This window comes from Embleya sp. NPDC025285, from assembly GCF_055558835.1.
This window is the reverse complement of sequence record NZ_JBVHLU010000023.1, coordinates 37,501-53,715: the sequence shown is the minus strand read 5'-3', so window position 1 is coordinate 53,715 and position 16,215 is coordinate 37,501. Positions and strand designations below refer to the sequence as shown.

Genomic DNA, 16,215 nt, shown 5'->3' with positions numbered 1-16,215 from the left:
ACGAACCGCAGCCGAGCGCGGCCTCACCCGACGAGGCCGCCGGGCGCGGCCGAGGGGAGGGTGAGGGCATGGTGAGCGACGCGAGCATGACGATGGACGGTGGCGTCGAGGCGGCGGGGCCGGACGGACCGGCTCGACCTGCCGGATCCGCCGGGCCCACGGGTCCGGCGGTGCCGAACCGGCGGCGTGCCGGTTCCGAACGCCACGCTCACGACCGGGAGATCGCGCGCGGGCTGTTCGCGCAACTCGCGGTGCTCGAATCGGATCCGCCCGCGCGGGCCGCGGTGCGCGATCGGCTGGTGGAGATGCATCTACCGCTGGTGGAGCACCTCGCCCGCCGGTTCCGCAATCGCGGCGAGCCGTTGGACGACCTGATCCAGGTGGCCACCATCGGCCTGATCAAGTCGGTGGACCGATTCGATTCGGATCGCGGGGTGGAGTTCTCCACGTACGCGACCCCGACCATCGTCGGCGAGATCAAGCGGCACTTCCGGGACAAGGGCTGGGCGGTCCGGGTGCCGCGCCGGCTCCAGGAACTGCGGCTCGCGCTGACCTCGGCCACCGCCGAGCTCTCCCAGCGCAACGGTCGGTCCCCCACGGTCGCCGAGCTCGCCGTGCAACTCGGGATCTCCGAGGAGGAGGTGCTCGAGGGCCTCGAGTCGGCCAACGCCTACAGCACACTGTCCCTGGACGTACCGGACACCGACGACGATTCCCCGGCCGTCGCCGACACATTGGGCGCCGAGGACGACGCGCTCGAAGGTGTCGAATACCGCGAGTCGCTCAAGCCGCTCCTGGAGCAGTTGCCGCCGCGCGAGAAAAAGATCCTGCTGCTGCGCTTCTTCGGCAACATGACGCAGTCCCAGATCGCGCAGGAGGTCGGCATCTCGCAGATGCACGTCTCGCGGCTGCTCGCGCGCACCCTCGCGCAGCTGCGCGAGCGCCTGCTCGTCGAGGAGTAGTTTGCTTGTTTGGGCGACTTCGTCGCCGGCTCGCGAGGGGTCGCTCTATTGGGCGACTTCGTCGCCGGCTCGCGAGGCGCCGCTTTTTCTTTCCCCCGCTTCGCTCCTCCAAGAAAAAGCGGTGCCTCGCTCGGGACGGTGTGTCCCTCCGCTTCGCTCCGGGCCACACCGTCCACATTTGCGGCTCCGCCGCTCTCCGCGCTTCGCGCGTCGATCACTGGGGTGGGGGTGGGTCGGGGGCGCTGACGCGCCGGGGGGGGGCGTGGGGCCGGCGGCGGGTGTTCAGGCTCGGCGGGCCTGGTGGCGTGCTTCGAGCGCGTTGTACATGCCGGGTGTCGCGAGTGCGCCGATGGTGATCACACCCGCGATCATGGTCAGGATGCCGATCACCAGTTGATCGGCCTTGATCAGATACCAACCCATGCCGACCACGATCAGGTTGGCGGTGATCGCCGGCGATCGGCTCCAGCGTCGGCCGCGCAGCATGCCCACGAACGCGGCGACTATCCCGGCGGCGAGGATCAGCAGGTAGATGCCGATCGCGACGCCCTCGGACGCGTTGGTCGGATGGCCGAACTCGCTCCGGAAGGTCAGATAGAGGGAGTATCCGAGGAGTGCGAACGCCTCGACGCCGACCACTGCGGTGCAGATGCGCCAAGTGAGGGGGAGGGCCCCGGCGGGGTCCGACTGGTCCTGGGCGGAAGGGCTCTCGGTCACCACACGACTGTAACCGGGGCGGGCGACCGTCCGGCCCATGGGAGCCCTACCCACCGGTAGATACGCTGGGGGTATGCGCGCCCTTCTCGTCGTGAACCCCAAGGCCACGACCACCAGTGAGCGAACCAGGGACGTCCTGGCGCACGCGCTCGCCGGCGACCTCAAGCTCGACGTGGTGAGCACCGAGCACCGGGGCCACGCGGCGGAACTGGCCCGGCAGGCGGCCGACGACGGTCTGGACCTGGTGATCGCGCTGGGCGGCGACGGCACGGTCAACGAGGTGGCCAACGGCCTGCTCGTGGCCGGACCCGCCCCCTCGCTGCCCGCGGTCGCGGTGGTCCCGGGCGGCAGCACCAACGTCTTCGCGCGTTCGCTCGGCATGCCCAACGATCCGGTCGAGGCGACCGGTTTCCTGCTGGAGGCGTTGCGTGCCGGCCGCAGCCGGGAGATCGGCCTGGGCCTGGCCGACGAGCGCTGGTTCCTGTTCTGCGCGGGCCTGGGTTTCGACGCCGAGGTGGTCGGCCGGGTCGAGGAGCGCCGGGCCGACGGGCGGCGGGCGACGCCCGGCCTGTACGTACGGTCCGCGCTGCGCCGGTTCTACGGCGGGCGGGACACCCGCAAGCACGGGCCGCTGACGCTGGAGGTGCCGGGCCGGGACCCGATCGAGGGAATCTGCCTGGGGATAGTGCAGAACACGGTGCCGTGGACGTTTTTGCGCGACCGGCCGCTGAATCCGTGTCCACAAGCGTCATATGACACCGGATTGGACCTCTTCGCGCTCACCCGGATGTCAACACTGCCCACATTGCGCCATCTGGCCCAGATGCTGGGCTCCACGGGTAATGCTCCACATGGGCGTCACGTCGTGTCCCTGCACGACTGCGATGCGTTCACTCTTCGGACTGAAGAACCTGTTTCCCTTCAGGTCGATGGGGACCATCTGGGAGAACATCGGAGTGTGACCTTCCGGGGGGTTCCCCGTGCACTGCGTGTGATTGTGTGAGTGGAAGGGCCTTTTGGCCTTTCACTCGAACGCCAATCCCGGGTTCATCCCTTCGATGTAGTGGTGTGACCTAGTCGACACCGATGATTTAAAAAATCCTGGCCCAAGGGGGTTGTATCGGCGGCCGAGGTTTGTAAGGCTCTACGAGGCGGCAGGGACGTGGCCGAAAGGTCATCTTCACCGCCCGAATCCACTGCCAAACCTGGGGACCGACTTCGTCGGCCCCTTGCTTGTCGGGGGGTTCGTGAAAGCGTTCACATTCACAAGCCACAGCGGGGCCGGAAGCCCCCGCTGACCCACGAGGAGTTGGACCGCATGGACTGGCGCCACGTTGCTGCCTGCCGTGACGAAGACCCGGAGCTGTTCTTCCCGATCGGCAACACCGGTCCCGCTCTGCTTCAGATCGAGGAGGCGAAGGCGGTCTGCCGCCGTTGCCCCGTGATGGAGCAGTGCCTGGGCTGGGCTCTCGAGTCCGGTCAGGACGCGGGTGTGTGGGGCGGTCTGAGCGAGGACGAGCGTCGCGCTCTCAAGCGCCGCGCCGCCCGCAACCGCGCACGCGCCTCCGCCTGATCAGTACGACAGGCTGAACACTCCGGAGACTCAATCACCGGAACACCAAAGCATTGCCCGCAGTTGCCCCGCCAGGGTCCGATCGGACCAGGGCGGGGCAACTGCTTTCCCGGGTTCGGGTGTTCGTCGGCGCGGCGCGATCCCGTCGGTGGGTGACCGCGGCGTCGGTGCGTCGGCGGCGTCGGCGGGCTCGGCTCCGGGAGGCTCAGCGGCGTTGGCGGATCTGTAGGTCCAGCGTGACGATCGTGCCGCCGGCCGGATTGGGCACCATGTCGAAACGGCCCGCGAGTTCGCTGCCGACCAGGGTGCGCACGATCTGCAGGCCCAGGTTGCCGGAGACCTGCGGATCGAAGTCGGCCGGCAGGCCGATCCCGTCGTCGGTGACGGTGATCAGCAGGCGTTCCGCGCGGCGTTCGGCGTGCACCTCCAGCGTGCCGGACCGGTCGGTGAAGCCGGGATCCTCGAAGGCGTGCTCCAGGGCGTTCTGCAACAGCTCGGTCAGCACCATCGCCAGCGGCGTCGCGGTCTCCGCGATCAGTTCGCCGAAGTTGCCGTGCCGGGCGGTGCGGACTCGCACCGAGGACGCGGCCACCTCGGTGACCATGGACAACACCCGGTCGGCGATCTCGTCGAAGTCCACCCGCTCGTCCAGCGTCTGGGACAACGTCTCGTGCACGATCGCGATCGAGCCGACCCGGCGGACCGCCTCCTCCAGCGCGGCCCGGGCCTGTGGCGCGTCCATCCGCCGGGCCTGCAGCCGCAACAGCGCGGCCACCGTCTGGAGATTGTTCTTCACCCGGTGGTGGATCTCCCGGATGGTCGCGTCCTTGGTGATCAGCTCGCGCTCGCGCCGGCGCAGTTCGGTCACGTCGCGCAGGAGCATGATCGCGCCGATCCGCTGGCCACGCGGCTTGAGCGGGATCGCGCGCAGTTGCACCACCGCCGCGGGCGTCTCCACCTCGGTCTCGCGCGGGGCCCACCCGCTGGCGACCGCGGAGATCGCCTCGTCCACCGGTCCCTCGTGCGGCGCGAGTTCGGCGGTGATCCGGCCGAGGTGGCAACCGACCAGGTCGGTGGTCAGGCCGAGCCGGTGGTAGGCGGAGAGCGCGTTCGGGCTGGCGTACTGCACGACGCCGTCCGCGTCGAGGCGGATCAGCCCGTCGCCCACGCGCGGCGACGCGTCCATGTCGAGCAGCTCACCCGCGTGCGGAAACGTCCCTGCGGCGATCATCTGCGCGAGGTCCGCGGCGCTCTGGAGGTAGGTCAATTCCAGCCGGCTGGGAGTGCGCGCCGTGAGCAGGTTGGTGTTGCGCGCGATCACGCCGATCACCCGGCCCTCCCGGGAGACCGGGATCGCCTCGACCCGCACCGGTACGTCGTCGCGCCACTCCGGATCGCCCTCGCGCACGATCCGGCCCTCGTCCAGCGCCGCGTCCAACATCGGCCGCCGCCCGCGCGGCACGAAGTCGCCGACCAGGTCGTCCTGGTGCGAGGTGGCCCCGGTGTTCGGCCGCATCTGCGCGACCGCGACGTACTGCCCGTCCCCGGTGGGTACCCACAACACCAGGTCGGCGAAGGACAGGTCGGCGAGCAGTTGCCACTCGGACACCAACAGGTGCAGCCACTCCAGGTCGGCGGCGGGCAGCGCGGCGTGGCGGCGGACGAGATCGTTCATCGAGGGCACACCGGCAGCGTACTTTCCGACCGGCCTGCGATCCTGGGCGCCCCACTCCGCCGCACCTGTGAGGTCTCGATGTCCACCGAATCGCCCACGTCCCGGCAGTCCATCGGCGGCGGCGGTCACCCGCTGGACTGGCTCGACGTACGGGAGAAGGAGCGGGTCGAGGCGGGGCTGCGCCGCCGGCTGCGACCGCGCGCGGCGACGGCGGGCGGGTTGGATCTGGCCGGAAACGACTACCTGGGGCTGTGCCGTGACGACCGGGTGCTGGAGGCGACGGTCCGCGCGGTGCGCACCTGGGGCGGCGGCTCGACCGGGTCGCGGCTGGTGACCGGGTCCACCACGCTGCACGCCGAGTTGGAGACCGCGTTGGCCGAGCACATGGGCGCCGAGGCGGCGCTGGTGTTCTCCTCCGGCTACCTGGCCAACCTCGGGGTGATCGCCGCACTGGTCGGCAAGGGCGGCCTGGTCGTGTCCGACGCGATCAACCACGCGTCGATCGTCGACGCGTGCCGGCTCTCCCGGGCCCGGGTGGCGATCACCGGGCACCGCGACGTCGAGGCGGTGGCCCGGGTGCTGGCGGAACGGGCCGAGGAACGCGCCCTGGTGGTCGTGGACGCGGTTTTCTCGGTCGACGGGGACATCGCCCCCCTCGCGGAGCTCGCGGCCGTCACACGGCGATATGGCGCCGTGTTGCTCGTGGACGAGGCGCACGGCCTGGGTGTGGTCGGTCCGGGCGGCCGGGGCGCGGTGCACGCGGCGGGGCTGGCGGGGGCCGACGACGTGGTGCTGACCGCGACCCTGTCCAAGGCGCTGGGCTCGCAGGGCGGCGCGGTGCTCGGGCCGGCCCGGGTGATCGAGCATCTGGTGGACGCGGCGCGGCCGTTCATCTTCGACACGGGGTTGGCGCCGGCGTGCGCGGCGGCGGCCCTGGAGGCGTTGCGGATCCTGCGTGCGCAGCCGCGTCTGGCCGACGCGGTCCGGGCGAACGCGCGCGCGCTGTCGGCGGGCGCCCGTCAGGCGGGTCTGCGGGTGACCGAACCCGAGGGTGCGGTGGCGTCGGTGCTGATCGGCGACGCGCAACTCGCCTTCGACACCGCCGCGCGCTGCGCGGAGGCCGGCGTCCTGGTCGGCTGCTTCCGCCCGCCGTCGGTGCCGGACGGCATCTCCCGACTGAGGCTCGCGGCCCGCGCGGACCTGACGGCGGCCGACATCGCTCGGGCGGTGACGGCGCTGGAGGCGGCTACTTCGGCGTGAGCGCGCCGGGAGGCCGGGCGCCGTGGTTCGAGTGCCGCGTCTTCGGCGTGAGCGCGCCGCGAGGCCGGGCGCCGTGGTTTTGCGCCGCGTCGGGGTCTCGGGTCGTCACTTGTGGGCCCCGCGCCGGTGAGCCCTGCACTTGTGCGCCCTGCGGTTCGTCGATGTATGGCCCGATATCAGCCGGTATACGTGGCATTTCCCTCGACATTGGTCTAGACAACTAGGATTGGTCTGAACCAAAATGGGCGGCGGCCTCCCGGCCCGCACCGGGAGGCCGCCGAACGTTCGGCCGCGTAGCGGTCCCGCAGGGAAGGAAGGGCACGCGTGGCCGGCATTGGGGCACCTCGCGTGCTTGTGGACGGGACGCTTGTCGGCCCGGCCGAGGTGGGTGTGGAGCAGGGCCGGATCACCGGCGTCATCGAGGGCCCGGGCGGGCCCGACGGCCTGCGACTGCCACACGGCGTGCTCACCCCCGGCCTGATCGACCTCCAGCTCAACGGCGCGTTCGGACACGACTTCGTGGCGGCCGACGCGACCGCGTGGCGCGAGGTCGCCGCGAAGCTCCCCTCGACCGGGGTCACCGCGTTCTGCCCGACCTTCATCACCGGCGACCTGGACACGCTCACCGCGGCCCTCGTGCGGGCCGCGGAGCTGCGCGCCAAGTTCGCCCAGGAGCCGATCGCCCGCGACCTGGGCGTGCACCTGGAGGGGCCGTTCCTGTCCCCGGTCCGGGCCGGTACGCACCCACCGCAATACCTGCGCGAGCCCACCGCCGAACTGGTCGACCGCCTGCTGCTCGACGACGTGGTCCGGGACGCGCTGACACTGATCACCCTGGCGCCCGAACTTCCCGGTGCGCTCGAGGCCATTCGACGCATCGTCGCCACGGGGATCCGAGTCTCGGCCGGACACACGGACGCGACCGCCGCCGAGATGTCCGCCGCCGCGGACGCGGGCGCGACCATGGTCACCCACCTGTTCAACGCGCAGCGCGGCCTGGGCCACCGCGAACCGGGCGTGGTCGGCGCGGCGCTGAGCGACCCGCGCCTGACCCCCGGCCTGATCGCCGACCTGCACCACGTGGTGGGCCCGGTCTGCTCACTGGTCCTGCGAGTCGCCGGCGAGCGCACCGCGCTGGTCACCGACGCGATGGCCGCCGCCGGCATGCCACCGGGCCGCTACCGCCTCGGCGACGTCGACGTGACCCTGGTCGAGGGCGACGTTCCGCGCAACCCGGACGGCACCATCGCCGGCTCCGCCCTCACCCTCGACGTCGCCGTGCGCAACCTGGTCGGCCTGGGCAACCCCCCGGCCCGCGTCCTCACCTCCGCCACCCGGGTGCCCGCCGACGCCCTCGGCCGCACCGACCTGGGCCGGCTCACCCCGGGCGCCGCCGCCGACCTGGTCTGGTGGAGCGACGACTGGACGGTGCTCAAGACGTGGGTCGGCGGCGTGGTGGCCTACGAAGCGGGCATCTGACCGCCGCCGCCACACCCCACGCCGGCGGCTCGGCCGGCGTGGACCCGCCCTCCCGGGGCAGCCGCAGGACATGAACACGACTGCCAAGGCACTGCCCTATCGCCCGATCGGCCTGCTCGCCGGCATCGGCGCGGGCATGCTCGCCGGAAAGCTCGCCGACCACACCTGGACGACCCTCACCGGCCGCGACGACGCAGCCGACGCGTGGGACCGCGACCGGGGTTGGACCGAAATCCTGCTCACCGCCGCGATCGAGGGCGCGATCTTCGCCGTCACCCGCACCGCGGTCGAACGCGCGGGCGCTCTGGGGGTGAAGCGGGCCACGGGGTCGTGGCCTGGGGCGTGAGGGGGAGGGGGTAGTGGGGAGCGGGGAGCGGGGAGCGGGGAGCGGGGGATGGGGGGAGTCGCGGGCGTGGGGAACGGGCACGGCCGGAGTCGCAGGCACGGCGTTGCTGCTTGTTGGGCGACTTCGTCGCCGGCTCGCGAGGCACCGCCTTTTTTCTCTCCCCCGCTTCGCTCCTCCGAGAAAAAAGGCGGCCCCTCGCTCGTGACTTCGTGTCCCTCCGCTTCGCTCCGGGGCACGAAGTCAAAGTTCTGCGGCTCCGCCGCTCTCCGCGCTTCGCGCGTCGATCACGAGGTCTCAACCGCGTCGTGGGCGCTGACGCGCCGGACCGCAGCCAAGCTCGGGGGCCCAGGGGAAGCCGATTCCTCGCCGCGGCCAGCCCACCCGACCCAGGCAGCCACCCCGGGGTCACAGGGACGGGCCAAGTCGCCTCGGCGCTCCAAGCCCTGCGCCCGACCTCGTGCTTCTCGCATCGGTCACGAGGTCTTGCCGGGCCAGGCCAACCCGCCCATGTGCGAGCAACCACTCCGGAACCCCCAATCCCACCCGCCCGCGGCCGGCCACGCCGGAGGCCGCGGGGCCGCGGGGCCGGAGCAGGTCACGCCGCCGCCCGTAAAACCCCAACCTCCGCGGCAAACGCAACGGGTGGAGCGGGTGGGTACACAACCAAAGCAACCCGAGGCGCAACCGCAGCACCGTGCGCCCGGCCCCGGAACCATCAGGACATGGTCACCGGGCCGGACCGGGCCCACCCCCAAGGAACCGCAGCCTCGAACGGACACGCAACGGGTGGGCGGGTGGGCACAGCAGCAGAACCGAGTGCCTCGCGAGCGCGGCCAAGCGGACCCGAGCCGCATGGACCCATCAGGGCCACACGGCCACGAGGTCAGTGGGTCTCCGTGACCTTCGCGAGTGCGCGAGGCGCGTCCGGGTCGAGGCCGCGGGCCATGGTGACCTCGTAGGCCAGGAGTTGCAGCGGAATGATCTCCAGGATGGGCTGGACCTCCTCGGCGACGCCTTCGGGGAGGGCAAAGCCCGCCGAGGCGCGGGCGACCTGGTCGGCGGTACCGATCACCATCAGGTCCGCGCCGCGGCCGCGGAGGCGTTCCAGGACGGGCTGGAGGGCGTCACCGCCCTTGCCGTCGGGGACCACCGCGATCACCGGGCTGACGTTGTCGACCATGGCCAGCGGACCGTGCAGCAGGTCGGCGCCGGAGAACGGCTGGGCCGGGATGTAGCTGGTCTCCATGATCTTGAGCGCGGCCTCGCGCGCCGTCGGGTAGCCGTAGCCGCGCGAGGTGATCACCAGGCGCTGCGCGAAGCGGTACCGCTGGGCGAGTTCGGCCACCTCGTCCCGGCGGTCCAGGACGTCCTGGGCCAGCGCGGGCAGCAGGTCGGCCGGCGAGGTGTCGCCGGCGCGCAGCCCCTCGACGAACAGGTACAGCGCGAGCAGTTCCGCCGTGTACGTCTTGGTCGCCGGCAGCGCCTTCTCCGGGCCGGCCAGCACGTCGATGTGGAACTCGGAGACGGCGGCCAGCGCCGATTCCGGGTTGTTGGTCACCGCGAGGGTGATCGCGCCGGCCTTGCGGGCCGCCTCGGTGGAGGCCACCAGGTCGGGCGAACCGCCCGACTGGGAAACCGTGATCACCAGGCAGTCGGACAGGTCCGGCTTCGCGCCGTACGCGGTGGTCGTGGACATCGAGGTCAGTCCCGCGGGCTTGCCCAGCAGCACCTCGATCAGGTACTTCGCGTACAGCGCGGCGTTGTCGCTGGTGCCGCGCGCCGTCAGCAGCACGAAGCGCGGGTTTCGCGCGGCGATCTCGGCCGCGATGGCCCGGATCGCCGGCGCGCCCTCGGTCAGGATCCGGCGCAGGACGGCAGGCTGCTCCGCCATCTCGGCGGACATGATGGTGCCCCGGTCGGGTCCCAGGGCGTCACGGTCGTCGGTGGCGGACATGGTGCGGCCTTCCGTTGATTCCACTTGCTGAATTTGTTCGGTGTCGGTGGTTGTCGCCGGTCGGGCGTTCGGTGCGGCGGGTCGAGGGCCGGGTGATCGGTTGGTGTTACCGGCGGGCACGAGGGAATCCCGGCGCCGGTCACGCTGGCGGCCGGAGCCACGGTTTTGGGCCGACCACCGTTCCCAGTGTCCGCCGGCAGCGTGTCCGACCGGTTCACAGCGTCCGGACGCTTCGTGGCCGATCGGCGTGCCGAGCGTGTGTCGGCGCGCTCAGCCCAGCCGCCGCGCCGTCAGGATCTCCGTCGCCGCGATCCCGCAGACCGTGGCGGCGCCGTGCGTGGCGAGGTGGGCGGCGCCCGGAGTGGCAGCTCCGGGGATGCCCATCTCGACCACGACGGCGTCCGGCCGGGCGGCGAGCAGGCTCGCCACGATTTCGGTCGCCCAGTCGTGGTGGTCCAGATTGCGGACCACCAGGACCAGGGGGCGGTCGGTCGCCGAGCGCAGCGCGTCCTCGACCAGTTGCGGGTCGGCGGTGCGGGCGCGGGTGACCGTGGTGCCGGGCAGGGCCTCGGTCAGGACCGGGGCGATGCCCCACGGGGTCTGCTCGCCGACCGCGATGTTGGCGGTGGGCGACAGCTCGACCACGTGTGCGGGGGTGGTGATCGGGACCACCGTGCCGGTCACCCGAATCGCGCGGCGGGCCGCGTCCAGGCCGAGTGCGTAGTCGACCGGTTCGGCCGCGCCGACCTTGGCCCACGTGGCCAGCGCGTGCACCCGGCCGGCCGCGTCCACCAGGCGTTCCTCGGCGAGCCGGCCCTCGCGGACCGCGGTCACCAACGCGTCGCGCAGGTGCAGCACGGTGTCCTCGTCGCACAGTCCGCCGCCCACGCACACCGCGTCGACGCCGGCCGCGATCGCGCGCACCGTGCCGTCGGCGATGCCGTAGGTGTCGGCTATCGCGCCCATCTCGATCGCGTCGGTGACGATCAGGCCGGTGTAGCCCAGTTCCCCGCGCAGCAGGCCGGTCATGATCTTGTGCGACAGCGTCGCCGGGAACTCGGTGTCGTAGGCCGGCAGCAGGATGTGCGCGCTCATGATCGCCTTGCTGCCCGCCGCGATGCTCGCGTGGAACGGGACCAGCTCGCGCGTGGCCAGCGTTTCGCGCGAGACGTCCACGAGCGGCATCCCGTGGTGCGAGTCCATCGCGGTGTCGCCGTGGCCGGGGAAGTGCTTGACGCACGCGGCCACACCGGCCGCCTGCAGGCCGGTCACGTACGCGGCGGTGTGCCGCGCGACCAGTTCGGGGTCGGACCCGAAGGAGCGCACACCGATGATCGGGTTGTCCGGGTTGGAGTTCACATCGGCGGACGGCGCCCAGTTGAGGTTGACGCCGCACGCGGCCAGCTCGCGCCCGAGCCCGCGTGCGACCGCCTCGGTGGTCGCGATGTCGTCGACCACGCCCAGCGCCAGGTTGCCCGGCCAGTGGCTGCCCGTGTTCACATGGATGCGGGTGACGTCACCACCCTCCTCGTCGATCGCGACGATGAGGTCGGGGTTCTCCCGGCGCAGTTCCTCGGTCAGCGCGGTGACCTGCTCGGTGGTCGCGATGTTGCGACCGAACAGACCCACCGAGCCCAGCCCGCCGGCGATGTGTCGGCGCAGCCACTCGGGCGCGGTCAGACCGTCGAAACCGGGCTGCAGGACGGCGAGCGCGAGGCGCTCGAGACGTTCGGACATGGTCGATCAGCCCTTTACCGCGCCGGAGGTGAGACCGCCGGTGACCTTGCCCTGCAACACCAGGAAGATCGCAAGCACCGGAAGCATGAACAGGGTGGAGGCGGCCATGATGGCGCCCCAGTCGGTGGTCAGACCGTTGCTGAACGAGTTGAGCCAGGTCGGCAGCGTGCGCTGGTTCGGGTTGTTGATCAGCAGCGCGTTGGCGAACGCGAACTCGTTCCACGCGGTGATGAAGCCGAACAGCGACGTGGACAGCAGGCCCGGGGCCAGCAGCGGGAAGACGATCTTGCGGAACGCGGTGAACCGCGAACAGCCGTCCACCCGGGCGGCCTCCTCCAACTCGACCGGGATGCCGCCGAGGAAGCCGCGCAGGGTCACGATCGAGAAGGGCAGTGTCATCACGAAGTAGATCGCGGTGAGCATCGGCAGCGAGTCGAGCAGGTCGTTGTCCCGCGCGATCAGGTACATCGGGATCATCAGCGCTTCCCACGGCGCCATCTGCGCGATGAACACCATCAGGATGAAGGGCGCCCGGCCCTTCCACTGCATGCGGGCCACCGCGAACGCGGCGAAGCACGCGACGACCAGGGCCAGCAGTACGCCGACGCCGGCCACGATCAGGCTGTTGCGCCAGTAGTCCCAGAAGAACGGCTGGTTTGTCGCGGTGTCGAAGTTCTTGAACGAGATCGAGCTCGGCCAGAATTTCGGGGTCGGCGACTGCACGTCCTTGGCCGGCTTGAACGCGGTCAGGACCATCCAGTAGACCGGGAAGATCGACACGGCGAAGACCAACAGCGCCGCGACGTTGAGCGGAATCCGCTTCAGGGTGCGCGCCTTCACTTGTCGGCCTCCCGCTCCTGCTTGAACATCTGACGGAAGTAGAAGACGAGCATCACCACGAGGATCAGCACGGTGATCGTCGAGATCGCCCCGGCCATGTCGAACAACTTGAGCGACATGCCCTGCTGATACGCGTACACGGGCAGCGTGCGCACGTCGTTGATCGGTCCGTTCTCGCCCGCGATCGCCCAGATCTGGGCGAAGCACTTGAAGATCCAGATCACTTCGAGCGAGGCCACCAGCGCGAAGATCGGGCGCAGGATCGGGAAGGTGATCGAGCTGAAGATCCGCACCGGACCCGCGCCGTCGAGCCGCGCCGACTCGTACACGTCGGTGGACACGGTGGTCAGGCCGGCGTAGATGGTCAGTGTCGCGAACGGGATCGACTGCCACACGATCAGCAGGGTCACCACCACCAGCGTGGAGGTGCCGTGCGCGAACCATGTGTAGTTCTCGTAGTCGAAGCCGAGCTTGACCAGCGCCCAGTTGACCACGCCGTTGTCCGAGCGGAAGAGCCACTTGAAGATCGTGGTGGCCGCGATCACCGGGGTCGCCCACGCGGCGACCAGGCCGATCAGCACGAGGATGCGCATGAACTTGCCGAGCTTCATCAGCATCAGCGCGCACAGCGTCGAGATCACCATGATCGCCACGACGTTGACCGCGGTGAAGTAGAACGAGCGCCGGGTGACTTCCCAGAACTCGCTGTCCTTGAAGACGGCGTCGTAGTTCTCCCAGCCGACGTACTCGGCCGACCGCGAGATGAGCTGCTTGAAGCGGTAGTGCTGGAACGACAGCATGACGTTCCGGACCACCGGATAGAACAGCAGGAAGGCGATCCCGAGGATCGCGGGCGCGACAAGCAGGTAGGGGGTGACCAGCTTGGCGATCCCCGACGGCTTGCGCGGGGGCTTCGTTGCGCGTCTGGCACCGGTCGGTGCCGCTTTGCGCGGGGGCTGCGTAGGTGTCGCGACCACCGCATCTGCCTTGGAGGCTGACACAGCTGCCTTCCCGTTGTTCGGTGTCGGGGGTCTGCGGCCCGTCCGGCCCGATGGCGGGACGTGGCGAGAGCGCGGAGCCGGCGGCGGGGAACCGCCGGCGGGCCGCGCCGAGTGGGCCGAGCCGGTCCCGCCGCGAGGGTGTACCCCGCGACGGGAGCCGGTCGTTCGGCCCGGTTGCGCTTCACCCGAGGCGCTCAGCGGTTCGGGTGCACGCGCCGGGTCAGTTCTTGGTGTTCAGCGTCTTCTCGATCGACGCGTTGGCTTCCTTGCCGGCCGCGGCCGGGTCGCCACCGGTCAGCGCCTTGGTGAGGTACGCCTTGATCGGGTTGTTCTCCTCGACGGAGGCCCAGTTCGGCGAGTTGGGGGTGGCGAAGCCGTTCTTCGCGCCCTCCATCATCGCGGCGCCACCCGGGTCGGCCGTGACGGCGCTGGCGAGCGTGGTCTTGTTCGGGAGCTGCTTGGTGGCCTGCGCGAGCTTGGTCTGCCACTCGTCGCTGTTGATCAGCTTGATGAAGTCGTAGGCCAGGTCCTGGTTCTTCGACGCCTCCGGGACCATCAGGTCGGAACCGCCGGTGAGCACCGCGCCGGCCTTGCTCGCGTCCTTGCCCGGGATCGGGAAGAAGCCGAACTTGTCCTTCAGGGCCGGGTTGGCCTTGGCGATGGTCTCCGCCTCGGCCGGCACCGCGACGAACTGGGCGATCTTGCCGCCGTCCGCCGCGAGGACCTCGGGCTGCGTCTTCTCGTCGCTGTCCTTGGGGCCCTTGCCGAGGGCCTGGAGCTCCTTGTAGAAGTTCGCGGCGGCCACGGCCGGGGCGGCGTCCAGGTTGGCCTTCCAGGCGCTGCCGGACTTGGTGGCGATGTCGGCGCCCTCGTCCTTGAGCAGGCCCGCGTAGAAGTACCAGTTCTGACCGGGCAGGTAGATGCCCTGCTGGTCGCCGGTGTTGAGCTTCTTGGTGTTCTCGATCCACTCGGCGCGCGTCTTCGGCGGCTGGACGCCGGCCTTGGCGAAGAGCTCCTTGTTGTAGATCACGACACGGTTGGCGGCGTAGAACGGGATGCCGTACGTCTTGCCGTCGACCTTGCCCGGGTCGGACAGGCCGGTCAGCCAGTCCTTGCCGGCGAGCTCGGTGACCTTGGAGCTGAGGTCCTTGAGGCCGCCCGAGGCGCCGTACTGGGCGATCTGGGTGTTGCCGGCCTCGATCACGTCGGGCGCGTCGTTGCTGGCCAGCGCACCGGTGACCTTCTGGCCGATGCCGTTCCACTGCTGGATCTGCACGTCCAGCTTGGCGCCGGGGTGGTCCGCCTCGAACTTCGCCTTGAGCGCGGCGATGTAGTCGTCGGGCGCGGAGCCCTTCATCAGCCAGACGCGGACGGTCTTGCCGTTGCCCGCGGCCGGCGCGTTGGACGCCGCCGCCGGCTTGTTGTCCTTGTTGTCATCGCTGCTGTCGGATCCACAGGCGGCAACACCGGTCAGCGCCGCCGCGACACCGGCCGCGACGAGAAGACGACGCTTCACTACATCCTCCTCAGGATGTCGGGCACCGCAGTTCGGTTTGGAGTTGCCGATGTCCCCCGTCGGATCCGTGAGGTGCGCGGACCGACCGAGTCCCCCACTGGGGAGGGGACTCGAATGGGAAAACACTGACGCACCAGGGACGAGGGTTGCGCGGTGACCATCAATGGTTTAGACCATTTCGGAGGTTGGCATAGACCAATTGGGGTGTCAAGGTTCCGTAGACGGCGAACCCGCGCTGTTATCGGACCGACATCCGCACTCCTGGTCCTGGGGGGATCGGTGGTCGTGCCACGATGGGGACCGAACGTGTCAGGAGGGCACCGGTGACGGCGGAACACGCGACCACGACCGCGGCGGACAGTGCGATGGCAGGAGGCGACGCCGGCCTCGAGTCGAGCGCGCGCGTGCCCAAGTACTACCGCCTCAAGCGCCATCTTCAGGAGCTGACCAACACCCAGCCACCGGGTACGCCCGTGCCGCCCGAGCGAACCCTCGCGGCGCAATTCGACATCTCGCGCACCACCGTGCGCCAGGCGCTCCAGGAACTGGTCATCGAGGGCCGGCTCGAGCGTGCCCAGGGCCGGGGCACCTTCGTCGCCAAGCCCAAGGTCGCGCAGAGTCTCCAGCTCACCTCGTACACCGAGGACATGCAGGCACAGGGCCTGGAGCCGACCTCGCGACTGATCGAGATCGGCTACATCACCTGCGACGACCACCTCGCGGAACGGCTCGCGATCCGGCCCGGCAACCGGGTGCTGCGGATAGAGCGCCTGCGGCTGGCCAACTCCGAGCCGATGGCGATCGAGACCACACATCTGTCCACCAAACGATTCCCGGGCCTGCGCAAGCACCTGGCCAAGCACAACTCGCTCTACCGGGCCCTGTCGGCCGGCTTCGACGTACACCTGGCCGAGGCCGAGGAGACGATCGAGACCGCGATGGCCACCCCGCGCGAGGCGGGCCTGCTGGGCACCGACGTGGGCCTGCCGCTGTTGCTGCTGTCCCGACACAGCTTCGACACCGAGGGTGAACCGGTCGAGTGGGTCCGGTCCGTGTACCGGGGGGATCGATACAAGTTCGTCGCCCGCCTGCGCCGCCCCCAGGAGTGAACCCGGCGGCGATCGGCCCCGCCGCATGCCATCGGCCGGGCGATCC

Annotated in this window: 14 protein-coding genes; 7 read left to right on the top strand and 7 right to left on the bottom strand. The window is 70.4% G+C overall.

Annotated elements, in window-relative coordinates; translation table 11 throughout:
• Positions 1-68 precede the first annotated feature (68 nt).
• Positions 69-962: an RNA polymerase sigma factor SigF gene (locus ACZ4FV_RS17800; protein WP_395866514.1), complete on the top strand. Its 894-nt coding sequence runs from the start codon at positions 69-71 to the stop codon at positions 960-962.
• 282 nt (positions 963-1,244) lie between these two features.
• Here ACZ4FV_RS17800 and ACZ4FV_RS17795 read toward each other — a convergent pair whose 3' ends face one another.
• Positions 1,245-1,679, bottom strand: coding sequence for a hypothetical protein (locus tag ACZ4FV_RS17795; RefSeq protein WP_395866190.1), 435 nt, complete (start codon positions 1,677-1,679; stop codon positions 1,245-1,247).
• A gap of 73 nt (positions 1,680-1,752) precedes the next feature.
• Here ACZ4FV_RS17795 and ACZ4FV_RS17790 point away from each other — a divergent pair, with 73 nt between their 5' ends.
• Together ACZ4FV_RS17790 and ACZ4FV_RS17785 are read left to right on the top strand one after the other, a co-directional pair.
• A complete protein-coding gene (locus tag ACZ4FV_RS17790) occupies positions 1,753-2,682 on the top strand; it encodes a diacylglycerol/lipid kinase family protein (RefSeq protein WP_395866192.1) in 930 nt (309 codons plus the stop codon).
• A 315-nt stretch (positions 2,683-2,997) separates the two neighbouring features.
• A complete protein-coding gene (locus tag ACZ4FV_RS17785) occupies positions 2,998-3,252 on the top strand; it encodes a WhiB family transcriptional regulator (protein WP_020557388.1) in 255 nt (84 codons plus the stop codon).
• Positions 3,253-3,457: 205 nt separating this feature from the next.
• Here the strand turns inward: ACZ4FV_RS17785 and ACZ4FV_RS17780 are convergent, their stop codons facing one another.
• Positions 3,458-4,927, bottom strand: coding sequence for a sensor histidine kinase (locus ACZ4FV_RS17780; protein WP_395866516.1), 1,470 nt, complete (start codon positions 4,925-4,927; stop codon positions 3,458-3,460).
• Positions 4,928-5,005: 78 nt separating this feature from the next.
• Here ACZ4FV_RS17780 and ACZ4FV_RS17775 point away from each other — a divergent pair, with 78 nt between their 5' ends.
• The 3 genes from ACZ4FV_RS17775 (at position 5,006) to ACZ4FV_RS17765 (ending at position 8,012) form a co-directional block, all read left to right on the top strand.
• A complete protein-coding gene (locus ACZ4FV_RS17775) occupies positions 5,006-6,187 on the top strand; it encodes an 8-amino-7-oxononanoate synthase (RefSeq protein WP_395866194.1) in 1,182 nt (393 codons plus the stop codon).
• Between the two features lie 324 nt (positions 6,188-6,511).
• Positions 6,512-7,666: an N-acetylglucosamine-6-phosphate deacetylase gene (gene nagA / locus ACZ4FV_RS17770; protein ID WP_395866196.1), complete on the top strand. Its 1,155-nt coding sequence runs from the start codon at positions 6,512-6,514 to the stop codon at positions 7,664-7,666.
• Positions 7,667-7,736: 70 nt separating this feature from the next.
• A complete protein-coding gene (locus ACZ4FV_RS17765; protein ID WP_395866198.1) occupies positions 7,737-8,012 on the top strand; it encodes a DUF4235 domain-containing protein in 276 nt (91 codons plus the stop codon).
• Positions 8,013-8,895: 883 nt separating this feature from the next.
• On the opposite strand, the gene ACZ4FV_RS17760 is transcribed toward ACZ4FV_RS17765, so the two are convergent.
• The 5 genes from ACZ4FV_RS17760 to ACZ4FV_RS17740 all read right to left on the bottom strand — a co-directional run bounded on the left by ACZ4FV_RS17760 (position 8,896) and on the right by ACZ4FV_RS17740 (position 15,060).
• Complete coding sequence (locus ACZ4FV_RS17760; RefSeq protein WP_395866200.1) at positions 8,896-9,966, bottom strand: SIS domain-containing protein; 1,071 nt, start codon at positions 9,964-9,966, stop codon at positions 8,896-8,898.
• A gap of 270 nt (positions 9,967-10,236) precedes the next feature.
• Positions 10,237-11,703: a glycoside hydrolase family 3 protein gene (locus ACZ4FV_RS17755; protein WP_395866201.1), complete on the bottom strand. Its 1,467-nt coding sequence runs from the start codon at positions 11,701-11,703 to the stop codon at positions 10,237-10,239.
• A gap of 6 nt (positions 11,704-11,709) precedes the next feature.
• On the bottom strand, positions 11,710-12,543 hold the full coding sequence (locus ACZ4FV_RS17750; protein ID WP_395866203.1) for a carbohydrate ABC transporter permease: 834 nt from the start codon (positions 12,541-12,543) through the stop codon (positions 11,710-11,712).
• A complete protein-coding gene (locus ACZ4FV_RS17745) occupies positions 12,540-13,520 on the bottom strand; it encodes a carbohydrate ABC transporter permease (RefSeq protein WP_402230513.1) in 981 nt (326 codons plus the stop codon). Before ACZ4FV_RS17745 ends, ACZ4FV_RS17750 begins: the two co-directional genes overlap by 4 nt.
• Positions 13,521-13,764: 244 nt before the next feature.
• Positions 13,765-15,060 (bottom strand): extracellular solute-binding protein, encoded by a 1,296-nt coding sequence (locus ACZ4FV_RS17740; protein ID WP_395866207.1) that lies wholly within the window; start codon positions 15,058-15,060, stop codon positions 13,765-13,767.
• 365 nt (positions 15,061-15,425) lie between these two features.
• Here ACZ4FV_RS17740 and ACZ4FV_RS17735 point away from each other — a divergent pair, with 365 nt between their 5' ends.
• The gene (locus tag ACZ4FV_RS17735) at positions 15,426-16,169 is read left to right on the top strand and encodes a GntR family transcriptional regulator (protein ID WP_395866518.1); all 744 of its coding nucleotides are present in this window, start codon (positions 15,426-15,428) and stop codon (positions 16,167-16,169) included.
• Positions 16,170-16,215: the final 46 nt, after the last annotated feature.

What these genes read in the sequence shown, in the direction of transcription:
- ACZ4FV_RS17785 (WP_020557388.1), top strand. Translation starts at nt 2,998, where the DNA reads ATGGACTGGCGCCACGTTGCTGCCTGCCGTGACGAAGACCCGGAGCTG.
- ACZ4FV_RS17775 (WP_395866194.1), top strand. Translation starts at nt 5,006, where the DNA reads ATGTCCACCGAATCGCCCACGTCCCGGCAGTCCATCGGCGGCGGCGGT.
- ACZ4FV_RS17765 (WP_395866198.1), top strand. Translation starts at nt 7,737, where the DNA reads ATGAACACGACTGCCAAGGCACTGCCCTATCGCCCGATCGGCCTGCTC.
- ACZ4FV_RS17780 (WP_395866516.1), bottom strand. Translation starts at nt 4,927, where the DNA reads ATGAACGATCTCGTCCGCCGCCACGCCGCGCTGCCCGCCGCCGACCTG.
- ACZ4FV_RS17790 (WP_395866192.1), top strand. Translation starts at nt 1,753, where the DNA reads ATGCGCGCCCTTCTCGTCGTGAACCCCAAGGCCACGACCACCAGTGAG.
- ACZ4FV_RS17755 (WP_395866201.1), bottom strand. Translation starts at nt 11,703, where the DNA reads ATGTCCGAACGTCTCGAGCGCCTCGCGCTCGCCGTCCTGCAGCCCGGT.
- ACZ4FV_RS17735 (WP_395866518.1), top strand. Translation starts at nt 15,426, where the DNA reads ATGGCAGGAGGCGACGCCGGCCTCGAGTCGAGCGCGCGCGTGCCCAAG.
- ACZ4FV_RS17760 (WP_395866200.1), bottom strand. Translation starts at nt 9,966, where the DNA reads ATGTCCGCCACCGACGACCGTGACGCCCTGGGACCCGACCGGGGCACC.
- ACZ4FV_RS17800 (WP_395866514.1), top strand. Translation starts at nt 69, where the DNA reads ATGGTGAGCGACGCGAGCATGACGATGGACGGTGGCGTCGAGGCGGCG.